This is a genomic window from Methanogenium organophilum, from assembly GCF_026684035.1.
Classification (GTDB): Archaea; Halobacteriota; Methanomicrobia; order Methanomicrobiales; family Methanomicrobiaceae; genus Methanogenium; species Methanogenium organophilum.
In genome coordinates this window covers 2,371,471-2,387,103 of sequence record NZ_CP113361.1, presented here as the reverse complement: position 1 = coordinate 2,387,103, position 15,633 = coordinate 2,371,471, and the positions used below count along the sequence as shown (strand labels likewise).

Here is a 15,633-nt window from a genome sequence, read left to right as displayed (position 1 = left end):
CGTCACCTCTGAACGTCATCAACCCCCGGTTTTCCCTTCGCCTCCAAAAGCCCGGCCGTGAACTCATCGATATATTCCTGCATCGAGAGACTCCCTTCCGGAAACGGGCAGTCGTCATTGTACATCCGTTCAATCATCGGATCGGTCGGATAGAGCAGAAGGTCTGTGCCGGTCCTTGCGGCGGCACGGACCATCGCCTCGCGAAACACCCCGATGCAGTAGGCAATCCGCACCTGATAGGTGTCTTTTGTTTTCTCCAGAAATTCTGTCAGGCGATAGGTTTCGATCTTCAGGAAATCGTCTTTCACCCGCTGGTCTGTGCATTTGCCCAGCATATAGTGATACTGGGCATACGGGTACATGCATTCAAGTTCAGCAGGAACTGTCCCGCATGTGCCGAAGATGACCACATGATATGAGGTGTCCGCATAGACAGAATTCAGTATTTTATGGAACAGGCGATGACTTGGTGATGTGCTGTAGGGCTTTCTTACCGCACAGGGAATGAATACACCGATGTCGTGCGGGGGGATATGATATTCATCGATAATAAAACGGAATGCATCCTCAAACTGCCTGAGGTAAAACGGGGGTTCGAGAAGCCGTCGGGAGTTTGGTTCATGAATTATTCTCTGTGTATCTGAAATTACGATCACCCTGGTACGCCGTTGGTAACGCCGACATTATCATTAGCCGCGGATGGCATAATGTATTTTGATATATGCAGCCTTCAGATCATGAGGATTATCTGGAATTGATCCTCGAAAACCGGATAGAATCTCTTGAAGAAGATACGCTTCAGCTAATCTCCCAAAAATGTGAAAAAAATATCGATGTCGTTCTGGCTGACTTCAGACTCCTTGAAGAATCCGGGGATATTATTCTGGGACCCGGCACTGCTGTCAGGCTGACAGAACAGGGACAGAGAACGGCAGAATGTGTCCTCAAAAAGCATAAAACACTGGAATGTTTCTTCACCGAAATGCTGGGGATGGACCCGGACACTGCCTCACAGCAGGCGTGCCGCATGGAACACGAAGCAACAGATGACACCATCAGCAGACTCAATCAGTATCTCTCCCGCCCCCGGCGGTGCAGACAGGAACGCCACCGTCCCTGTGCACAGATATGCGAAGATCTCAAGCCCATCTCTTCCTACCAGGAAAAAGAGACCGTCCGAGTCGCATTAATCCGGGGACCCCGCCGCCTGGGACGTCTCAATGATATCGGTGTGATACCCGGTGAAGAGATTACTATCCAGAGGAAACTTGCAAACGGATCTCTCGTTGTCACCATTAAGGGAAGTGATGTTGCAATCAGCCCCGAGATTGCGGCATCTGTGCTTGTGGAGCCCGTTGAATGAAAGTCGGACTCATCGGAAATCCCAATGTCGGCAAATCACTTATCTTTACCCAGTTAACAGGCATTGGTGTGGAAATAAGCAATTTCCCCGGCACGACCATAGATATATTATCCGGCGGCGTATGTTACCAGCGCGAAATTGTAGAACTGGTTGATTTCCCCGGCATCTATTCCCTTGACGGGACCTCTGAAGAGGAGACCAGTGTCCGCCAGTACCTGCATGAAGAGAATATCGATGTTATCGTTCCGGTCCTGAACGCATCCCATCTTGAACGCAACCTCTACCTGCTTCTTCAGGTCGCCGAGTACGGACTGCCGGGTGTTGTCGTCATCAACATGGTAGATGAATCCGAAAAAGCCGGTATCGAAATTGATTTTGCCCATCTCTCTGACATGCTCGGATGCACGGTCATTGCTGCTGCCGCGTCCGAAGGAAGAAATATCGGTGACATCATCCCCTCTGCCCTCTCCGATGCACGGAAAATGAACTACCATGTCCCGTATGGGCAGCACATCGAAGCCGCCATCCGGAGCCTCGAAAAAATTCACGGATGTTCCCGCCGGGGGGCTCTCGATGCATTGCAGGGTTTGGGAACAGACGCCGACCTTCTGGAATCAGCGTCAACACTGGCAGAAGAAATTGAAGAAGAACACCAGATGTCAGTGCACCAGATCATCGCGACAAACCGCCACAATGCAGCCGCAAAAATAGCAGATATAATTACGGTGCAGAAAGAACAGAGGAAAAAACCGGATTTGGACAGCCTTTTAACACGGGCTTTCCCAGGCATTCCCATCCTCCTTACCCTGCTCTTTGCAACGCTTATGACCGTCTTTTTTGTTGGTTCTTTTCTCGAAGAAATTATTGTTGAACTGTTCAATGTCTATCTGATTGTGCCTCTCATGGCTGCCGGACTGTCACCATTCTGGGAACAGATCCTCTTCTCTCTCATTCTTGCGGTGCAGGCAGGACTGGGCATTGCCTTTCCCTTTGTATTCGTCTTCTATATCCTCATCTCCATCCTTGAGGATTCCGGATACATGACGCGGGCGGCATTTCTTGCAGACCGGGCAATGCACCATGTCGGTATGCACGGACAGGCGCTGATACCGATGGTTTTGGGGCTCGGCTGTAATGTGCCTGCCATTATGAGCATCCGGCAGTTATCCAAACGGGAGCGTATCATCGCATCATTTTTAATTACCATGGTACCCTGTTCGGCACGAACGGTCATTATTGCAGGTATTGTTGCGGTATTTGTCGGTGTTGCCTGGGCTTTCTCCATCTACCTGATCGTCTTTATCCTCATCGTCCTCACCGGATTTGTGCTGACAAAAGTGGCACCCGGTGAACAGTTCGGGATGATTCTTGAGATGGCACCCCTGAGAGTCCCGCAGCCGGCCCAGACCCTGAGACGGGCATGGCTGCATATGAAGGAATTCCTCTTCATTGCGATGCCCCTTCTTCTCGTCAGCAGTATATTTCTCGGCGTTCTCCAGTATGCAGGAATCATCCAGGCATTTCAGAACATCTTCGCGCCATTCATGGAAGCCGTCCTTGGCCTTCCACCCTATGCATCCACCGCACTCATATTTGGTATTCTCAGAAAGGAGATGGCCTTTGAAACCCTTGCCATCCTCGCAGGCACCGCAGATCTCGGCTCGGTGATGAGCGGTCTGCAGTTATATGTTTTTGCGATTGTGAGTGTGCTCTTTGTGCCGTGTGTCTCAACAATTGCCGTTCTCTACCGGGAAATGGGATGGAAAACCGCTCTCCTCGTCTCGGCATATACCCTGACCCTCGGCATGGGAATCGGGACCGTCATCAACCTGCTCGCAGTCTCGTTTCTCTGAAAAATATCTTCATAGATCTTTTTTGCATTTGGGTTCAATTGTCCAATAAACAGGTATATATCAACAGCCCCTCTCACCCGCCCGGCATACGCCGGGCTCCTCCTCTCCCCAGGGGGGAGAGGCAGTTCATGGAATGAAACGGATTTATTGAATTTCTAAGGAATTTATCTAATAAATTTGATAAAACAAAAAAAGGGACATCTAAAGGATTATGCAGGCCTTACTGCCGGTTTAGATATGCCTGAATGCGCTCTCCGACATTCTGCCGAAGGTTTTCGTAGAATATGGCATAGTCATACATATGATATACACCTGCGGGAAACGTCACACTGGTCGCCGGAAGCTCTTCAGGATTGGATATGTCTGTGATCACAAGGGCATTATTTACTACCTGTGCCGCTGCAAAATTCGGGTGCCTGTCCGGACGTTCGGGATGCTCGTGTTTGAAAAATGCCGCCTCAATATTCGCAGTTGCAGGTGCAAACGTGGTATTAGTCTTCCAGGTTAAGGGATTGACCACAAATGTACCGGGAATGATCGTCGGCCCCTCTTTCTCTTTGCCTTCTTCATCGGATATCGTATTATAGGTAATGAAACACCCCGTATCCGTCGCATTTTCACTGATCTTCATCAGAGGATTCTGTTCGAGATCTGAGGGTGTAATCGAATACCCAATAGCATACGCCGCCACCAGTCTCTTCAGTGATTCAGCATCACCGGTCAGGAGTTCGCCCGTCTTGGAGAGTTCAACGACCCGTACCGATCCCTGACTGTGGGCAGCGAGGATAATGGGCCGTTCTCCTTTGTTGAAATGCTCCAGGAAATAGGCAAACGCACGGATGAGATCCTCCTGCCCCAGACGAAAGATGGGGTTTGCGCGGGTCAGCATCAGGGGATTGATTTTTACGTTATTCTGCCGGTAAAACGGTGCGTAGATATTTGCCTGTCCGTCAAATATGCTGGCCTGCTCGACGAGTGTCCAGTGTGCCTTCTCCCGTAATACCGGATCATGGATGTCCATCAGATAGGTCGAATTGTCAGAGAGAATGGTGGGATACACCCAGAACACATCGACCGGCTGCTCATCCGTACTAAAATATGCGGGCATGGTAAGCCAGCTGTCGGGGTCCGCATAATCCGGAGCATCCGGGACATCGGTATCCGGATTAAAGGGCGGTAGCATTACCGGGATGCCTAATTCCTGTCCTCGTAACTCTTCCAGTGTCGGTATATCTTTGTCTTTTTGGGTGGATGTCATTGTTGTATCTCCGGAAAATATAATCGCTGTAAATAACAGATTCAGGCAAGTCAACGGAAGAATCGGATAACACTCCACAATGATTTGCCATCTTCATTTTTCTATCCGTTCGAAGACATTTATCATATTTGGTTCATATCCGCCGGTATGAAATTCAACAGTGAAATGTTGCAAAAAATGTATCCTTATTGGCAATAACCGACCCAATAACCGACACGAATGGAAGACAGCCATTCATTTATTCCGATTATTTCATTCACCGGGATACAGATTATTCGTCAGAATAATCAGAAGAGACTCTTTAGCAAAGGAACCAAAACATCACGTGAGAACGTATCCGGCCGGAATGATAAATGTTTGAAAACACCCGATATAATTACAGGAAAAATATTCACAGGGGATGAACGCAACCAGTCCCCATTCTCCGGTCCTTTCGTCAGGATCATATAATCCAAAAATTAAAAACGTAAATGGGAAGGCAGATCCCAAATCCGAACCGCACCGTTAGTCGTGAATATTCGATGCAGAAGGAGTGACGGAACACACCCAGATTTTGTACTGAATATCCCTTCCTGCAAACGGATGATTTGCATCGACAACAACCGTCGATTTGGAGACAGACAAAATTTTTACGTGTGCCTCGCCCCCACGGGGCAGTTTCAGGGGAATGATTGTGCCCTCTTCCGGAACAGCATTCTTTGGCAACCTCTTTCGCTTGATCGTCAGAACCAGTTCTTTGTTGTAGGTCCCATAGGCCTCTTTTGCCGTCAAATCCACTGTGATTTCATCATCAGCTCTGCATCCGATAAGTGCTTCCTCAAACCTGGGATTGATCTCTCCTTTACCAATGGTGTACGCCTTCGGTTCTTCCTCATATGTGTACTCCAGCAATTCACCGGTCTCTGCGTCAGTTGAGGAAAAATGCAGGGTGACTGTATCACCCACAGATATTTGAGGCACCATTTTTTCAGACATCAGACATCTGCAGGATTGATTGCCACAAGTTCAATGTCAAAATTCAGCGTTTTTCCGGCCATTGGATGATTCGTATCAATAGATATTTCCGTGCCATTGATTGCAACCACCGTAAACTGTACATATCCCTGATCCGTTAACGTGTAATAGGTCTCACCAATTACCGGAGTTGAATTTTCAGCAAATGTACTATTGTCTACCGTCATAACCAAACTTTCATCCCATTCTCCATATGCCTCATCAGGAGACAACCGGACGGTCTTCTTCTCACCAACAGCCATACCTTCAACCGCGGCGTCAAACCCGGGGATCATCTGACCCGCTGCAACAACAAATTCAAGTGGTTCGCCCCGTTCATAGGATGAATCAAAGACTTCTCCATCATCATAATATCCTTTATAGTCCACCTGTACCGTATCACCCGCAGACGCAACGTCAGTTGCCTGCGACTGGTCTGCACATCCTGCTGCGCAGACACATATTAACAGAAGACAGAGCACTCCTGTCATCTTATTCAGTAACAGTTTCTTCATACAGTTATAGAAATCACGGGGATAATAGTTCAATTTTTTGCTGCAAAAGAGTGTATTAAAAGATCAGTGATGTAGATCAGATGAACACCCAGGGTTCAGAAGGACAGTATTATTTTCCCGCAAAAGACCGATTGCCGCTATTGCTCCAATTCTTCCGTTCCCGCCATGAAGAATGATGTTCTCTGAATCTGCCAAAGTAATTGCCATCTCTGTTGTCACTTCATGGTCACGCGCTGCAAGACCAAACCCGCGGAGGGCATCAGAAATACAAAATCCTTTTTTCACCGCAATACCCCACTCTTTGGAGAGGGATTCTGACGCAATAAACCGCACCGCACGCCCGATAACATGTTCGACGGCATCAGGGTTCACTGCAATTTCGATAAAACTGCAGGAATTTCCAGCCGTGCATCGGTTGAGACCGGGGAAAAGCATTGCAACGGAATGATTAATCGGAATAACTTCATGCATCTTTCCCAGATACTGAAGAAGACCAAGGGCAAGGGCAAAGGTTGCACCTCCCTCTTTTGAATCGGTATCATCAATGCCGATGACAAGATGGGTAAGGGCACGGGATACCACTTCCCCTTCGGTAATCCCGCCATTATCCTTCAGGCGCACTTCACAGACACCGACCGCCATCGCCATCATATCGGTAAGAGAATAGGCAGGACCTCCCACACACCGGATGGTCTGAATGATATAGTCTCCTTCCCTTCTCACTGCGGTAACGCCAACCGCCGGTTTTGGGTAGAGACCGATGTCAGAATCGGCGGTTCCGAGACGTGCGTATTCAACCAGTATTCTCCCGTCGCGTTTGACATCATGGATAACCCCTCCTGCAAGACGGTGATGATACTCACAGAACGCAGCACACCCGGTGCTCATGCACTGGTGATAGATAGCCACCAAGTCCCCGTCAGTGGTGGTAAATATCCGTCTGCACGAACCGGCCATCATCACATTGGTTGTCATATATCGTGCAGGTGCACGTCCTTTCTTTTCTTCTTTGACGGCAACGCACTGTTCTGTTACCAGACGATTGATCCAGTCCTGAATGGTACTTCGTGGAATATCTGTTGCGTCCGCGATATCATTAATTGTAAAAAAACCATATTCGAGGGTAAATTCCCTCATTATGCCCAGAAGCTCACGACGTTTCTCAATCACGCCTGCCATAACAATCACAAATGAAGAGCAGATCTGATAATATTGCGCTGGCTGTTTCAGATGAACCCGCACCCTTTCCGATGAGGGTGATCTCTCCTGCAAGATCGGTCTCAATCGTTACCGCATTGAGTGTATCCCGGACAACAAGGGGATGGGATTTCGGGATAATACGGGGAGATACACGGAGTATGTCATCAGCCGGATCAATTTCACCGATCAACCGGATCGTCTGGTCCTCTTTTTCTGCAAGGGCAATCGCTGCCGAGGTAACCCGGTCAATACCGATAATATCCACATCATCGAGGCATTTCTTCATGCCCCATACTGCATTTGCAAGAATGACCAGTTTTATTGCGGCATCAATTCCCTGAACATCATAGGTAGGATCCGCTTCAGCATACCCAAGTTCACGCGCCTCAAGAAGTGCCTGCTGATAGGTAAGACCCTCTTCTGCCATCCGGGTCAGGATATAATTGCAGGTTCCGTTAAATATCCCATACAGACGGGAGATCTCATTTCCGGCAATACCATGCTCAATGGTGTGTATGAGAGGTATTGCACCGCATACGGTTGCCTCATATCGAAGAGTGACGCCGTGAGCTTCGGCAAGTGCATGCAGTTCCTCAAACTTAAGAGCGATAGGGCCTTTATTTGAGGTGACAACATATTTGCCGCCTGCAAGTGCCCCCCTGATATACCCCAGTGCGGGTTCAGCGGTTTCCGCATTTGTGGGAGATACTTCAACCAGAATATCATATGCATCTGACGAAATGATATCAGAGACAGTAATGTCAGGAGAACCGCATATACCGGTCTCCGCCTTATTTCTGAGAATTTCTGCGATGTTCAGGCCCGATTCATCAATGGCAGCACTTTTGGAGTCTGCTACCGCGGTCACAGTAAGTCCGTTCTGATTGTCTGCGATCGCCTCTGCAACACCTCTCCCTACCGATCCAAACCCGATGATTGCAATGCGCATCAGTTCCCCTCCAGAGATTCGATAATTAACAATTCTTTCTCTCGTGCCACATCACGAAGGATCGCGAGAGCACGATTTACATCTGTGATGCAATCTGATTTTATCGTCATTTTCGCGGATGACGGTTCATTTATTGCAGGCATCACCATCGACAGTTCATGCACCTCAGCGTACCCGGTTGAATCAATTTTATCGATGGTATCGCTAATATCCGTGTGAATCAGATGCCCAATAAGAATGATTGATCGGCGGACAAGAAACCGTTCCTCACCAACTCGCAGAACACTGATTCCCTGTGATCGATATTGGGAAAGTAATGTATCGAGTGTTCCTTCCGAAATCTCACACATTATCTGAACGTCAAGAAGACCCCCGTCTGCCTCCGGGTCGCGTTCATGAATTACTGAAAGTATATTGCCACCCATGTCAGATATCGGCTTTAGAGCAGCGACCAGCTGACCAGGTGAATCTTTCATTTCCAGTTTCATCGAAACCTGCAATTATATTCCCTCCTGCTCTTTTGTTGTACCGCAAAAGGGATAAGCATTATACTATTGAGTGGAGACCTGTGTTCAGGTTTTTCTATGCAGGAATTATCCGGAATTATCGGGAAAGATCAAAATGACAAATAAGCGTGTACGGGTAATCGGATGTGGCAATCCATTAATGGGAAATGACGCCGTGGGTGTCCGTGTTATTGAAAACCTGCAGAAAACGCATCCTGAGATAGATGTTATCGAAGGGGGTGTGGGAGGACTCGGGATGCTTCCCATGATGGAAGGTTATGACCACATCTTCCTCGTTGATGCTACAACAGGATATGGCAGCCATATTGGGGAAATACTCATATTTTCAAAGCCTCCGTCCAATGAATTCTTTCCTCTCTCGTTATCCGATATCGGAGTACTTGATGCAGTAAATGTTGCTGAAGAGTTGGGAATCTGTCCGGAAATCACAATCATTGGTATCGAAGCCGGTAAAATCGAGGAATTTTCTGCATGTATGAGTCCTGAGATGGAAACTGCAGTAGAAGATGCGTGCGTGATAATCCTGAACGAAATAAAAAAAGAATAATTATTTTTTAGACCCTGCGGCTCCCAGAATCACCGGCAACGCATCTGCTACATCCTGCAGCATTTCAGCAGGGATACCCATGACCATCAGGTCATCGTCAATACCGGAAAACTTTCTCGAACCATCACACCCCAGTGAAAAGTTGACTTCACCGGACATGTACGGATAGGCACAGGTATCGGCACATACCGATTGGATTCCGGACATCTGTGTATGGATACGGCCTCCCATTTTGTAGAGAACTGCCTGTGCAATCTTCAGCATGACAAGGGGCTGTGCCATGATGATTACCACGTGGGGATCAAACGGTGTTTTTTCCAGAGGTGCATAGACTGTTGCATAGGTGCTGACTTCTTCGCTGCCGGGGGGGTGCACATGAGGGACGGAATCAATTGTCCGCATACACCCGGCCCACGATGAAAATTTGCCCAGCTTGAAATAGAATTCACCGGATTTCAGAGAAGGCGTCAGTTCAATCAGACCAAGGGCCCATGCACCACCCATGCACTGGTGCTTATCGGGCCGGGCAAAGAGAATATCTCCCTCCGTGCGTGCCATCGAGACCATCTTACAGTGACGGGCAGGCTCGGATATTTCTTCCACTCCAGCCGGTATTCCTGCTTCTGTTTTTGCAAATTTTACCGCAACAGGGGAACCAGAGATACCTGCGTCTTTGAATGCTTCAGCAATCTTCTGATAATCTAGATCTAATTTATTTTCATCTATCATTGTATCACCATCTTTCTGATATGTTCTCACATCAGTCGGGACATACATAAACATTATGCCATTGACAAAAAAAGGAAAAACAAATGGTTATAGTGTCCGAAGCTTCCGGTCCACCTTTCGGAAAAAATTTTCATTGGCATTAATGAAGAGCGCCGGTTCCGGTGATTCTTTTACCGTAATCAGAGATTTATTATGCAATTGTCCCACAAACTTGCCGTCAATAACAAGATTGGCCGGTTTATAGCTATCAAGCTGGACTGAAAGATTTCGTTCACTTGAAATGAGATGCGGGCGGGACGAAAGCATAAACGGTGCCAAAGGAACAAGTAAAAATCCTTTCACCTTCGGATCTACGATTGGACCTCCGGCGCTCATTGCATAAGCAGTTGATCCGGTGGGTGTGCTGAGTATCAGTCCATCCGAACGAAACGTCTCAACATGGATACCATCAACAATCACTGAGAACTGAAGCATCTTTGCCGGACGTTCAGTGACGATGACAGCTTCATTCAATGCGCAATTGTATACTTGTTGGTCGACAACAATCTGAATCCGCATTCGGGATTCTGTCTCAATAGTATCCGGTTTCAGTTGAGAGATAAATGAATACGCCTCATCGGATTCCAGATCCGCAAGAAAACCCACTCTTCCGAAATTAATTCCAACGAGAGGTATCTGCGGTTTCATGGACTGCACGGCATGCAGAACAGAACCATCTCCACCAATAACAACGGCAATATCCGCCTCTGCATCCGTCAGAGGAAATATGCAAGCCGGTTCATTCAGGGTGCTCCCCTCTTCAAACCAGACGGCATGTCCGTCATCAAGAAGTTTCATCCCCAGCTCGCGGGCGTACTCAACTGCACGCATATCATCAGGACGGGGAATAATCTTTATCTTCATCCCGAGACCTCCAGATTATTAATAATTTCATTCTGTAATAATCCGTTTGTCGCAATCAGGGCGCACCCTTCCCGAACATCTTCTGAAAATAGAACCTGATCTCCAAAAGCAGACGTGACCGTTCCGCCTGCTTCTTCACAGATCAGGATGCCTGCTGCCGCATCGGTATATCTGAGTGTTTCACGCATGTCGACAAAGGCATCTATTCTTCCGCATCCGATATAGGCGATCTCAAGGGCTGATGCACCCAGATGGCGCCACCGTCTTGCCGTACCGGCAATCTCTGCGATTTGTTCAAAATGATATCGTTTACCATACAGGCTTACCGTTGCTGCATCCAGCGACCGAATATCGGACACCTGTATGGGTTTTTTGTTCAGGAGGGCACCACCTCCTTTTGTAGCGGTAAATACTTCGTGATGGCCCAGATTACTGATATATGCGGACATTACATTCCCATCCTCCATATACGCTGCAGAGATTGCGAAATACGGTATTCCATGAATGGCATTGTATGTCCCATCAATCGGATCAAGAATAATTACACCATCTGCATCAGAAATTCTGCATCTGCCAGCCTCTTCGCTGATTACTTCACCACATGCTTCCGCACTTTTTAGATACGAAAAAATAATGTCTTCTGCAATCTTGTCAATTGCTTTTGTGGGAGTATTGTCTGCCCCCATTCCAACCGTAATTCCAGCATCCGGTGTATCAACCAGATCTTTCGTTGCATCTGATACTGCAGACGTAATCTCATCGAATAGGGAAAAAAAACTCATATCTGGACCTGCTGTTACGTGCACATTACCAGTGTATTTATTTAACTTTACCGAGATATGTATTGCGAGATTGATCATCATGAGTAAACAGCAGACAGAAATTGGAAAACTGAAAGAAGGCAGGTACGTGGTTGTTGATGATGAACCTTGTAAAATTCTGTCAATTTCGACATCAAAGCCCGGAAAACACGGCGCTGCAAAGTCAAGAATTGATGTTGTCGGCATCTTCGACGGTATGAAGCGTTCAATTGTGCAGCCGGTTTCCGCAAAGACCTATGTACCCATTGTCGAACGCAAAAGTGCACAGGTAATCTCTATTGCAGGCAATACAGTCCAGTTTATGGATGTCAAGGATTATGAAATGTTTGACCTTGATGTTACGGATGCTCAACTTGGAAGTATTGAAGCCGGAGCTGAGATTCCATACATCGCATCACTCGGAAAGCGCAAACTTGACATCTAAGAATGCAATATTTCAACAACAATCTTTTTGCGGATGCTGATACGCCCTATCAGGATGCCCGCTATGTCATCTTTGGAGTACCGTTCGATGGAACAACATCATTCATGGCCGGTACACGCGATGGACCTGACGCAATCCGAAAAGTCAGCTATAATTTCGAACAGTTTCTTCCGGAATTCGGGTACACGCTGAGTGAAGCGGGAATTCATGATCTCGGCAACCTGGAGGTGGCGTCAGTTCCCGAAGACGTAATTTCCGCAGTTGAAGAGATTACCTGCCAGATTCGAAAGGATGGGAAAATCCCCATTGTTCTGGGAGGGGAACACAGCATTACTCTTGGTTCGTACAGGGCATTTTCTTCAGAATGCTTTGTCGTCTGTGATGCCCACCTTGACCTGAGAGAAGAATTCGGAAACACGCCATATAACCATGCCTGCATCACGCGCAGAGTGAATGAAGCAGGGGCAAAAGAGACATTTATTATCGGCGCGCGAAGCGGTACGGAAGAAGAATATGAGTTTGCAAAGAACCTGAACCTCTATTCCGCGGATTGCGTCAGAGAACGGGGGATTACTGACATTCTTGACGAAATTTCCAGAAAGATTGCAGGAAGAAGTGTGTATCTGTCCATTGATGCAGATGCAATTGACTGTTGCCTAACCCCCGGCCTGGGTACACCGGAACCGTTTGGCATTACGCATTTTGATGTGCGGGATGTCATAAGAAGAATCGGACCCCTTGCAGAGGCCTTTGATTATATGGAAGTCTGCCCCATTGATGCCGGACAGACAGCAGCAGTGGCAGCAAAACTGATCCGGGAATTTATTGCAGCCCACCAGATAAAAAACGAAAAATAATCCTAATATCAGGATTCGCTTTTTGGAACCATTATCTTAATGGTATATGATTTCAGCAGTTGTTCATTGATGACGAAATAATAGTTACCTGCACCATATTGCTCAATGACCCAGACTTTGGCATCAGAATCCCTGATAGGACGTGGCGCCTCATCTACCGAACTGAATGCCTGATAATCGGATCTATCCTCTGCATTCCGAATTTGAACTTCAAGATATGAATTGATAGGATTGTCTGTCCAGGGGTTAAAAGTGATATGAACTTCCCAATATCCATACGGGACATTTACCATTTCTGTAACTCCGCTCGCTTCACCCTGAATGACCGCATATGAAGTCATTTCCCGGTTCTGCTGGTATGCTGTAGGTTGCGGACCGATAACAGGCTGTTCGGGTGTTTCAATATTGTATGTTGACGGATCAACATACCCCACTGTTTTGACTTCACCGTCCCACACCGGCGTAGGCGTTGGCGTGGTTGTTTTTGTAATCGCAGGATTTATTTCGGAAAGATCCTCAGGGATAGGAAGAGGCCCACTGTGGTTTACCGACGGCTCGGATGATGAAAGAAACGGAATCGATTCCCCCGTCAGGAGTGGTTTTCCAATAAGGGCAACGATGATGACTATGGCAATCCCCACGCCAAAAACTGCCAGATCCTTCCTGTCCATACAGAAATTATGGACATCGGTGCACTAAAAGGATATGGTATTATGAATCTCATTCCGGTGAGTCTGCGTATCAACCTCTCATTCACTATAGGAATACAGAGGGGCATACCATGACTGATAGGCATATGGGTGTTGCAAATATCAACATGAGATAAATTTAAACCCAAATTATGGGACAAAAAAGAGGAAACATACAAAAGATATATATGTATGACCTGCAAGATATTCATTGTAATTCATCAAACTGATGAACTTTGAAAGGAGGCAAAAAATGCTGAAAATTATGAACCGTGATGAAGGGTTCACCGGTCTTGAGGCTGCAATTGTGCTCATTGCATTTGTGGTCGTTGCCGCTGTGTTCTCATACGTGGTCTTGGGTGCAGGTTTCTTCACCACACAGAAATCTCAGGAAGTTGTTTATACCAGTGTTGAGATGGCATCATCCAACCTGGAAGTGATTGGTGATGTGTATGGTCTGGCTGCAGATACAGCAACTGGTGTGGACACCATCCGCTTTACTGTCGGCCTGTCTGCTGGTGGATCACCCGTTGATTTCTCAACCGTACAGATGGTATTTGCAACCGAAGATACTGTTGAGATTCTGAATGCAACTTCAGGACACACGGATGCACTTTCTGGTACTGATAAGGAATGGAACATTACCGATGGCGTTACTGGGACAGATTTACTGCTTGAAGACCAGGATAAGTTCACAATTCTTGCACACCCAACCGATGAACTGACTGAAAACGAGGAATTCAACCTTGAGATTCGTCCGTCTGTAGGTGCAGCGTTTGGTCTGAAGAGGACCATCCCTGCAAAGATTAACTCAGTAAATCTTCTCTACTAATCTTTTTTTCTTGTTTTGTAAAATTTCGTACTCAAAAATTCTGTAACATTTATGCAAAGACAAACATACATGGGGAGTATGCTTGAAGCAAGTTATCGTTAAAGAAGAAGGATTTACCGGCCTTGAGGCGGCAATTGTCTTAATCGCATTTGTTGTGGTTGCTGCAGCATTCTCATACGTGGTGCTGGGCGCCGGGTTTTATACCACACAGAAATCCCAGGAAGTTGTCTATACCAGTGTTGAGATGGCATCATCCAACCTGGAAGTCATTGGCGATGTGTATGGTCTCGCTGCAACTCCCGCAAGTGGTGTTGACACCATCCGCTTTACTGTCGGCCTGTCTGCTGGTGGATCACCCGTTGATTTCTCAACCGTCCAGATAGTATTTGCAACCAGCGATACTGTTAAAATTCTGGATAACGAAACCGATTTGACAGCAGCTGTAGCAACAGGAAACTGGAATATTTCTAATGGTGCTACAACCAGTGATTACTTACTAGAAGGTCAGGACAAATTTACCATTCTTGCCATGCCAGACAGTACACTCAGTGCAAACGAGGAATTCAATCTTGAGATCCGTCCGTCTGTAGGTGCATCGTTCGGTCTGAAAAGAACCATTCCCGCAAAGGTAAATTCGGTAAATCTACTCTATTAAACATTTTTTTCTCAGATAATCGAAAGGGAATCAAAACGCAGCAGTTCTCCTGTGGTTCCTGGAAACAACTCTTAAAACGAGATAGATGCATTTGTTTCCCATTGTAAAAGGGAAGTACTAATCCACCGAATATGACAATTTCTGTCCGGCCCATGTTTCCGGAGCAATTGTCCTGGAAACAGGTAACAGGGGCATCTCACACAAAAATCGCCACACGGGATATTTAAACCGATTTTGAAATGACCCATCCGGCATAAAAGTCAACAGGGATAGCTATAGGCCTGATTTCAGATGATGGAAATGTCATGAAAAACGATACATTCCACGGAATCTCTCCACAGATGATTCACCCGCTGATTCCAATATCACATAGATGAGATGAACGGGCGCATCACCGGTGGAAGTATATAATGAGAGAAAAGCCAAGACAACAACAGCATGAACCCCCTCAGCAGGATGAAATACCACAGATGAGACATCAGGTGCCAGCCTTCTAAAAGCAGATGAAATGCACCATT

18 protein-coding genes are annotated in these 15,633 nt (G+C 46.9%); 7 read left to right on the top strand and 11 right to left on the bottom strand.

Features of this window, described 5'->3' with window-relative positions; genetic code table 11:
- Positions 1-2 precede the first annotated feature (2 nt).
- The gene (locus OU421_RS11675) at positions 3-656 is read right to left on the bottom strand and encodes a DUF5591 domain-containing protein (RefSeq protein ID WP_407659753.1); all 654 of its coding nucleotides are present in this window, start codon (positions 654-656) and stop codon (positions 3-5) included.
- A gap of 65 nt (positions 657-721) precedes the next feature.
- Here OU421_RS11675 and OU421_RS11670 point away from each other — a divergent pair, with 65 nt between their 5' ends.
- On the top strand, positions 722-1,363 hold the full coding sequence (locus OU421_RS11670) for a metal-dependent transcriptional regulator (RefSeq protein WP_268186277.1): 642 nt from the start codon (positions 722-724) through the stop codon (positions 1,361-1,363).
- Positions 1,360-3,216: a ferrous iron transport protein B gene (gene feoB, locus OU421_RS11665; RefSeq protein WP_268186276.1), complete on the top strand. Its 1,857-nt coding sequence runs from the start codon at positions 1,360-1,362 to the stop codon at positions 3,214-3,216. The genes OU421_RS11670 and feoB overlap by 4 nt, the downstream gene beginning before the upstream one ends.
- Before the next feature lie 220 nt (positions 3,217-3,436).
- On the opposite strand, the gene OU421_RS11660 is transcribed toward feoB, so the two are convergent.
- The 6 genes from OU421_RS11660 to OU421_RS11635 form a co-directional block, all read right to left on the bottom strand.
- Positions 3,437-4,474: a DUF3089 domain-containing protein gene (locus tag OU421_RS11660; protein WP_268186275.1), complete on the bottom strand. Its 1,038-nt coding sequence runs from the start codon at positions 4,472-4,474 to the stop codon at positions 3,437-3,439.
- 504 nt (positions 4,475-4,978) lie between these two features.
- Positions 4,979-5,449 (bottom strand): FKBP-type peptidyl-prolyl cis-trans isomerase, encoded by a 471-nt coding sequence (locus OU421_RS11655; RefSeq protein WP_268186274.1) that lies wholly within the window; start codon positions 5,447-5,449, stop codon positions 4,979-4,981.
- Entirely contained in the window at positions 5,449-5,982 is a 534-nt protein-coding gene (locus OU421_RS11650; protein WP_268186273.1) for an FKBP-type peptidyl-prolyl cis-trans isomerase, read from the bottom strand. The genes OU421_RS11655 and OU421_RS11650 overlap by 1 nt, the downstream gene beginning before the upstream one ends.
- A gap of 63 nt (positions 5,983-6,045) precedes the next feature.
- Complete coding sequence (locus tag OU421_RS11645; protein WP_268186272.1) at positions 6,046-7,161, bottom strand: sugar-specific transcriptional regulator TrmB; 1,116 nt, start codon at positions 7,159-7,161, stop codon at positions 6,046-6,048.
- A complete protein-coding gene (locus OU421_RS11640) occupies positions 7,145-8,131 on the bottom strand; it encodes a homoserine dehydrogenase (protein ID WP_268186271.1) in 987 nt (328 codons plus the stop codon). The genes OU421_RS11645 and OU421_RS11640 overlap by 17 nt, the downstream gene beginning before the upstream one ends.
- Positions 8,131-8,607, bottom strand: coding sequence for an amino acid-binding protein (locus OU421_RS11635; RefSeq protein ID WP_326493501.1), 477 nt, complete (start codon positions 8,605-8,607; stop codon positions 8,131-8,133). Before OU421_RS11635 ends, OU421_RS11640 begins: the two co-directional genes overlap by 1 nt.
- Positions 8,608-8,752: 145 nt before the next feature.
- Between OU421_RS11635 and OU421_RS11630 the strand changes: the two genes are divergently transcribed.
- The gene (locus OU421_RS11630; RefSeq protein ID WP_268186269.1) at positions 8,753-9,205 is read left to right on the top strand and encodes a hydrogenase maturation protease; all 453 of its coding nucleotides are present in this window, start codon (positions 8,753-8,755) and stop codon (positions 9,203-9,205) included.
- Here OU421_RS11630 and OU421_RS11625 read toward each other — a convergent pair whose 3' ends face one another.
- The 3 genes from OU421_RS11625 to OU421_RS11615 form a co-directional block, all read right to left on the bottom strand.
- Positions 9,206-9,934 (bottom strand): DUF169 domain-containing protein, encoded by a 729-nt coding sequence (locus OU421_RS11625; protein ID WP_268186268.1) that lies wholly within the window; start codon positions 9,932-9,934, stop codon positions 9,206-9,208.
- Between the two features lie 87 nt (positions 9,935-10,021).
- The gene (locus OU421_RS11620; protein WP_268186267.1) at positions 10,022-10,837 is read right to left on the bottom strand and encodes an NAD(+)/NADH kinase; all 816 of its coding nucleotides are present in this window, start codon (positions 10,835-10,837) and stop codon (positions 10,022-10,024) included.
- The gene (locus OU421_RS11615; protein WP_268186266.1) at positions 10,834-11,619 is read right to left on the bottom strand and encodes a bifunctional fructose-bisphosphatase/inositol-phosphate phosphatase; all 786 of its coding nucleotides are present in this window, start codon (positions 11,617-11,619) and stop codon (positions 10,834-10,836) included. The genes OU421_RS11620 and OU421_RS11615 overlap by 4 nt, the downstream gene beginning before the upstream one ends.
- A 79-nt stretch (positions 11,620-11,698) precedes the next feature.
- On the opposite strand from OU421_RS11615, the gene OU421_RS11610 reads away from it, so the two are divergent.
- Both OU421_RS11610 and speB read left to right on the top strand, forming a co-directional pair.
- Entirely contained in the window at positions 11,699-12,082 is a 384-nt protein-coding gene (locus OU421_RS11610) for a translation initiation factor IF-5A (protein WP_268186265.1), read from the top strand.
- A 2-nt stretch (positions 12,083-12,084) separates the two neighbouring features.
- Positions 12,085-12,939: an agmatinase gene (gene speB, locus OU421_RS11605; RefSeq protein ID WP_268186264.1), complete on the top strand. Its 855-nt coding sequence runs from the start codon at positions 12,085-12,087 to the stop codon at positions 12,937-12,939.
- 8 nt (positions 12,940-12,947) lie between these two features.
- Here speB and OU421_RS11600 read toward each other — a convergent pair whose 3' ends face one another.
- Positions 12,948-13,610 carry a hypothetical protein gene (locus OU421_RS11600; RefSeq protein ID WP_268186263.1) on the bottom strand — a complete coding sequence of 221 codons (663 nt, stop codon included), beginning with the start codon at positions 13,608-13,610 and terminating at the stop codon, positions 12,948-12,950.
- Positions 13,611-13,881: 271 nt separating this feature from the next.
- On the opposite strand from OU421_RS11600, the gene OU421_RS11595 reads away from it, so the two are divergent.
- Positions 13,882-14,460: a flagellin gene (locus tag OU421_RS11595; RefSeq protein ID WP_268186261.1), complete on the top strand. Its 579-nt coding sequence runs from the start codon at positions 13,882-13,884 to the stop codon at positions 14,458-14,460.
- An 82-nt stretch (positions 14,461-14,542) separates the two neighbouring features.
- The gene (locus OU421_RS11590; RefSeq protein ID WP_268186260.1) at positions 14,543-15,115 is read left to right on the top strand and encodes an archaellin/type IV pilin N-terminal domain-containing protein; all 573 of its coding nucleotides are present in this window, start codon (positions 14,543-14,545) and stop codon (positions 15,113-15,115) included.
- Positions 15,116-15,633: the final 518 nt, after the last annotated feature.

Excerpts from the sequence above, each read along its gene's own strand:
- OU421_RS11670 (WP_268186277.1), top strand. The coding sequence starts at position 722 with ATGCAGCCTTCAGATCATGAGGATTATCTGGAATTGATCCTCGAAAAC.
- feoB (WP_268186276.1), top strand. The coding sequence starts at position 1,360 with ATGAAAGTCGGACTCATCGGAAATCCCAATGTCGGCAAATCACTTATC.
- OU421_RS11660 (WP_268186275.1), bottom strand. The coding sequence starts at position 4,474 with ATGACATCCACCCAAAAAGACAAAGATATACCGACACTGGAAGAGTTA.
- OU421_RS11655 (WP_268186274.1), bottom strand. The coding sequence starts at position 5,449 with ATGTCTGAAAAAATGGTGCCTCAAATATCTGTGGGTGATACAGTCACC.
- OU421_RS11650 (WP_268186273.1), bottom strand. The coding sequence starts at position 5,982 with ATGAAGAAACTGTTACTGAATAAGATGACAGGAGTGCTCTGTCTTCTG.
- OU421_RS11645 (WP_268186272.1), bottom strand. The coding sequence starts at position 7,161 with ATGGCAGGCGTGATTGAGAAACGTCGTGAGCTTCTGGGCATAATGAGG.
- OU421_RS11640 (WP_268186271.1), bottom strand. The coding sequence starts at position 8,131 with ATGCGCATTGCAATCATCGGGTTTGGATCGGTAGGGAGAGGTGTTGCA.
- OU421_RS11635 (WP_326493501.1), bottom strand. The coding sequence starts at position 8,607 with ATGAAAGATTCACCTGGTCAGCTGGTCGCTGCTCTAAAGCCGATATCT.
- OU421_RS11630 (WP_268186269.1), top strand. The coding sequence starts at position 8,753 with ATGACAAATAAGCGTGTACGGGTAATCGGATGTGGCAATCCATTAATG.
- OU421_RS11625 (WP_268186268.1), bottom strand. The coding sequence starts at position 9,934 with ATGATAGATGAAAATAAATTAGATCTAGATTATCAGAAGATTGCTGAA.
- OU421_RS11620 (WP_268186267.1), bottom strand. The coding sequence starts at position 10,837 with ATGAAGATAAAGATTATTCCCCGTCCTGATGATATGCGTGCAGTTGAG.
- OU421_RS11615 (WP_268186266.1), bottom strand. The coding sequence starts at position 11,619 with ATGAGTTTTTTTTCCCTATTCGATGAGATTACGTCTGCAGTATCAGAT.
- OU421_RS11610 (WP_268186265.1), top strand. The coding sequence starts at position 11,699 with ATGAGTAAACAGCAGACAGAAATTGGAAAACTGAAAGAAGGCAGGTAC.
- speB (WP_268186264.1), top strand. The coding sequence starts at position 12,085 with ATGCAATATTTCAACAACAATCTTTTTGCGGATGCTGATACGCCCTAT.
- OU421_RS11600 (WP_268186263.1), bottom strand. The coding sequence starts at position 13,610 with ATGGACAGGAAGGATCTGGCAGTTTTTGGCGTGGGGATTGCCATAGTC.
- OU421_RS11595 (WP_268186261.1), top strand. The coding sequence starts at position 13,882 with ATGCTGAAAATTATGAACCGTGATGAAGGGTTCACCGGTCTTGAGGCT.